The organism is Variovorax sp. 01T439_2 (assembly GCF_056398445.1).
In genome coordinates, this window is record NZ_JBFTPJ010000467.1 from 1 (window position 1) to 4,535 (window position 4,535).

At 67.3% G+C, this 4,535-nt stretch carries 8 protein-coding genes; 5 read left to right on the forward strand and 3 right to left on the reverse strand.

Going from position 1 to position 4,535, the window contains the following annotated elements:
• Nucleotides 1–308: 308 nt before the first annotated feature.
• A complete protein-coding gene (locus tag AC1DOC_RS20580) occupies nt 309–1,079 on the forward strand; it encodes a Crp/Fnr family transcriptional regulator (RefSeq protein ID WP_018906813.1) in 771 nt (256 codons plus the stop codon).
• Between the two features lie 9 nt (nt 1,080–1,088).
• Here AC1DOC_RS20580 and AC1DOC_RS20585 read toward each other — a convergent pair whose 3' ends face one another.
• The 3 genes from AC1DOC_RS20585 to flgA all read right to left on the reverse strand — a co-directional run bounded on the left by AC1DOC_RS20585 (nt 1,089) and on the right by flgA (nt 2,626).
• Nucleotides 1,089–1,535 (reverse strand): flagella synthesis protein FlgN, encoded by a 447-nt coding sequence (locus AC1DOC_RS20585; RefSeq protein WP_018906814.1) that lies wholly within the window; start codon nt 1,533–1,535, stop codon nt 1,089–1,091.
• 5 nt (nt 1,536–1,540) lie between these two features.
• Nucleotides 1,541–1,837 (reverse strand): flagellar biosynthesis anti-sigma factor FlgM, encoded by a 297-nt coding sequence (gene flgM, locus AC1DOC_RS20590; protein ID WP_027730587.1) that lies wholly within the window; start codon nt 1,835–1,837, stop codon nt 1,541–1,543.
• A 75-nt stretch (nt 1,838–1,912) separates the two neighbouring features.
• A complete protein-coding gene (flgA, locus tag AC1DOC_RS20595) occupies nt 1,913–2,626 on the reverse strand; it encodes a flagellar basal body P-ring formation chaperone FlgA (protein ID WP_478130390.1) in 714 nt (237 codons plus the stop codon).
• Nucleotides 2,627–2,792: 166 nt separating this feature from the next.
• On the opposite strand from flgA, the gene flgB reads away from it, so the two are divergent.
• The 4 genes from flgB to AC1DOC_RS20615 all read left to right on the forward strand — a co-directional run.
• Complete coding sequence (gene flgB / locus AC1DOC_RS20600) at nt 2,793–3,203, forward strand: flagellar basal body rod protein FlgB (protein WP_478081270.1); 411 nt, start codon at nt 2,793–2,795, stop codon at nt 3,201–3,203.
• A 17-nt stretch (nt 3,204–3,220) separates the two neighbouring features.
• Entirely contained in the window at nt 3,221–3,637 is a 417-nt protein-coding gene (gene flgC / locus AC1DOC_RS20605; RefSeq protein WP_015866972.1) for a flagellar basal body rod protein FlgC, read from the forward strand.
• A gap of 23 nt (nt 3,638–3,660) precedes the next feature.
• Nucleotides 3,661–4,347, forward strand: a complete 687-nt coding sequence (locus AC1DOC_RS20610) for a flagellar hook assembly protein FlgD (protein ID WP_062365632.1) — start codon at nt 3,661–3,663, stop codon at nt 4,345–4,347.
• A 92-nt stretch (nt 4,348–4,439) separates the two neighbouring features.
• A partial coding sequence (locus AC1DOC_RS20615; protein ID WP_478130391.1) for a flagellar basal body protein occupies nt 4,440–4,535 on the forward strand: 96 nt, incomplete at its 3' end.

A 4,535-nucleotide genomic window follows, 5' to 3' on the forward strand; every position in this document is an offset into this window, starting at 1 on the left:
GGCCCAGGGCGCGATCAATTCAGGCGTGGGAGCGCTGGTGCTGCTCGGCGGCGTCGTCCTTGCAGGGCGCGACGGCGCGATGGCGACCTACGCGGCGCTCGTTGTCGCCTGCGGTACAAGCCAATGGCTGCTCTCGGGCGGCTGGCGCGCGTAGTTCGCCAAGTCATGCGATGATGTTGCGTGTCCAGATGTTACCGACTGTTAGCATATGAGTCTAATCTGGTAAATATTCACATTTAGAGAGCGGGGAGAGTTGCAGGCAGCCGCTTTGAGCCAATATGCGGCAAGGCAGCCCATGGACGGTACAGATGTATTTGCATCCTCTTATTGCCAGCGTTCCCCCGGATGAGCGCGCAGCCTTCGTTCAGCGCATCGAACTTCGGTCCTACCGGCGCAACGAAGTCGTGCTGGCGGCGGACGAATGGTCCGACCGCATCTACTGCGTGGCCACCGGCCTGCTGCGGGTGGTGGTGCAGGGCAGCGGAGACAGCGGCGACGTCACGACCGACTTCATCCGGCAGGACGACTTCTTCCTGAACTCCGCCCTGATCGAGGAGCGCTACCAGGCCGGCGCGACCCTGGTGGCGGCCTTGCCCACCTCGCTGTACCTGGTGCCCACGCTCGAATTCAAGGCGCTGTGCGACCGCCATCCGGCCGTGACGATGGGCCTGCTCGACGTGGTCATGAAGCGCACCACGGTGCTGCGCAGGCAGATCCGGCAGATTTCATCGGCCTCGTCGGAGCGGCTCATCAGCCGCATCCTGCACGAGCTCACCGTGCTGGCGCCGGGCACCGACGGCGGCTACGACAAGCGCATCACCCAGTCGGTCATCGCCTCCTATTCGGGGCTTTCCAGGATGCAGGTCAACAAGACCATGCGGGACCTGGAGCGCCGCGGCCTGGTCAGGCGGGACGAGCACGGGGTGTATGTGCCGCCGCACTTCGCGTCGTCGGACTTCCAGGAGCTGCCGTCGGCTGAGCCGAGTCCAACTGCCAAGGATTCCGGCGAGGTGAATCAGTCGTTCTTCTCGGAGCTGTTCGAGGCGCCGCCCAAGTCGGGCAAGACGACCCGCAAGTAGATCTGCGGCTCAGCCCACCGCCAGCCGCGTTCCCGCGGCGCTGGCGGCCTTGCGGATGCCGTCCGGCCCGTAGAAGGGCTGCGCGCCGGCCTGCAGGTAGTGCAGCGCGTTCTGCGTGAAATCGAGCTGGCTGTACACCATGGCGCCATTGCGGCGGTTGCTGGCCTTGGCCTGCTGCGCCAGCTCGACCAGCGCCGTCCAGGCGGCAAGCGAGGCCTCGCCGTCCGCCGCGGCGGCGGCATCGGCGCCCGCGCGCCCGGGCTCGAAACCCCGCGCCACCTGGGCCGATTCGCGCGCCTGGTCGAGTGCCGCCATGCGGTCGAGCAGGCCGGCCTTGCGCCCGGTGAGCGAGGGCAGCTCGGCAAAGAGGCCGTTCTTCATGGCCTCTGCCTCCTGCTCCAGCACCGACAGGAATTCCTCGACACAGGTTTTTTCGGCCAACAGGTGAAGCAGCATGGCGTTCAGAGCTTTCCGTTTTCGTGGAGCAGATCGCGCACGCTGGCGAGCAGGCCGCGGGCGATCCGGTCGGGGTGGATTTCATAGCGCCCGGCCCGGATGTCCTCGCGGATCGAGGCAACGCGCGCCGCGTCGAAATCGGAGTTGGGCGCCTCGGGCAGCGAATGCACCTGCCCCGACGAGAGCTTCACCGCGTTCCTGCCGCCCTGGACGGCATCGGCGCCGCTGGCGGGCGAGGACGCGGCGCCCTTGTTCGTTCGGGGGAGCGGTGTGGCCGAAGGGGCGAATGGATCGATTTTCAAGATGGTTCCTCAAAGGGCTGCCTGGTGTATCGGCAGTTCGGGCCAGAACTTTAGGGCAGTGCGCATCGAATGCGGCTACTGCGGCAGGCGGACCTGCCCTTCCTCGTCGGCCACGCCGCTGACCATGCGGCCGTCCACGGTCCTGGCCCGCACGGCCRCACCGGCGCTGGCACTGCTCATCGCGCGTGCTTCGGTGCTGACCACATAGCCCGGGCCTTCGGCAACGACCTTGATGGTCTGGCCCTGCTGGATCACGGCCACGCCGCGCATCAGTTCGCGCCGCAGCGGCGCGCCGGACGCGATGCGGTTGGCGGCCACCACGCCCTGCAGTTCGGCAAGGTCGGTCACGACCGAGCGCGGCAGGGCGGTGAGATCACCAGTGCGGGCGATGAAGTCGCCCGCGCCCAGGGCCTGGCCGGTATCGATGTTGCGCGCGGCCACCAGGTAGCGCCCCTCGACCGCCACATGGGCCAGCACATAGCGCGTCCAGGGCTTTTGCTCCGAGTGGCAGCGCAGGCCGACCGACACCCGGCCCCACGCCGCGGCGCCGCGCGGCAGGAAGGCCTCGAGCGCATCGCAGGCGGGCAGCGGGCCCGATGCCGGCGCCTCGACGCGGATGCCGACCTTGCCCGGGAGTCCGACGCTCTGGGCCTGCAGCAAGCTGTCGACGGCGGCGCGCGCATCGCCCGCAAGCGGCGCCGCGGCCACGCACATCACCGCGCCCAGTCCGGCCGCCAGGGCAGGCAGCACGAGCTTGAGGCGGCGTGGGCGGCAAGGGATTTTTTCCATGATGGGTGCCCGGCAATTCTAGGAAGGCGCACCCGATCCGAAGATTCGAAGTGCACGCCAAATGCCCCTTTGTTCGGGCCATTGCGAACGCAGTGCATGCATAGACTCGCTTTCCATCTGTCGCCATGCCCCGCCAGGGACGCGACGCCTCGAAAGATGGAAACACATGATCGACAAGCTGGATGCGGCGCTTCGCTTCAACCGCGAAGCACTGAACCTTCGGACGCAGCGCCAGGAAGTGCTCGCGGCCAACATCGCCCACGCCGACACGCCCAACTACAAGGCGCGTGATTTCGATTTCGCGAGCCGCCTGACGCAGGCGGTCGAGCACGGCCGCTCGGCGCAGCAGCCGGTGCAGATGGCCGCCACGTCGGCGCGCCACATCCAGGCCGATGCGCCGTCCTCGATGCCCGAGCGCGACCTGCTGTACCGCGTGCCGAGCCAGGCCAGCATCGACGGCAACACGGTGGAGATGGACGCCGAGCGCATCAACTTCGCCGACAACGCGCTGCGCTACGAAGCCAACCTCACGGTGGTCAGCGCCAAGATCAAGTCGCTGCTCTCCGCTGCGCAATAAACAGGAAGGAGCCGCACATGCCGCATCCCGGTGCTTCCATGAACATCTTCAGCGTGGCGGGCTCCGCCATGGCCGCGCAGTCGCAGCGCATGAACGTGACGGCCAGCAATCTTGCCAACGCCGAGAGCGTGGCCGGCCCCGACGGCAAGCCCTACCGCGCCAAGCAGGTGGTCTTCGAAGTGGACGCCTCGGGCCAGCAGGACATCGGCGGCGTGAAGGTGGCCGGCGTCATCGAGGACCCCTCGCCGCTGAAGATGGTCTTCGACCCGAAGAACCCGCATGCCGACGCCAAGGGCTACGTGGCCATGCCCAACGTCAACGTGGTCGAGGAGATGACCAACATGATTTCCGCCTCGCGCAGCTACCAGGCCAACGTCGAGGTGCTCAACACCGCCAAGACGCTGATGGTCAAGACGCTGAGCATCGGCCAGTAACCCCCCACATCCCAACAAGAACCATGGCCATTTCCGACACCTCTTCCATCTCCGGGCTCAACGCAGCCACCGCCGCGTCGAGCGCCGGCAACGTCTCGGGAGCGGACAGCGAGCAGCGCTTCCTCAAGCTGCTGGTGACGCAGCTCAACAACCAGGACCCGCTCAACCCGATGGAGAACGCCGAGCTCACGTCGCAGCTCGCGCAGATGAGCACCGTGAGCGGCATCGAGCGGCTCAACAGCGCGCTCAGCGGACTGGTGAATCAGACCGGCGCCAACCAGGTGCTGCAGGCGGCATCGCTCATTGGCTACAACGTGCTGTCGCCCGGCAACACCATCGCCGCCACGGAGCCCAAGGCCGGCGAGGAACCGGCGGCCGTGCCCTTTGCCGTGCAGCTGCCGGCCACCGCCGGCACCGTCGAGGTGAAGATCGTCAACGCCGCGGGCAACACCGTGCGCACCTTGACGCTCGGGCCGATGACCGAGGGCGTCAACGCCGTCAGCTGGGACGGCAAGGCCGACGACGGCAGCACGGCCCCGGCGGGCGCCTACAGCTTCAGCGTCGCGGCCGCCAACAACGGCACGCGCGTGGAGGCCACTTCGCTGGTCTTCTCGCAGGTGGCCGCCGTCAAGCAGGGCGCCAGCGGCGTCACGCTCGAACTGATGTCGGGCCAGAGCATCGGCCTGGCCGACGTGCGCATGTTCCTCTGAGCAGCTGTCGCGCGCCGTCTTCCTCATCGGCAGCGGCCCGTGCGCCGCGGGCCATTTCTTCTTCTTCATTGCACTGAAACAAGGATTCGATCATGGGCTTTTCCCAAGGCATCAGCGGCCTGTCCGCAGCCGCCGCCAACCTGGACGTCATCGGCAACAACATCGCCAATTCGGGCACGGTCGGCTTC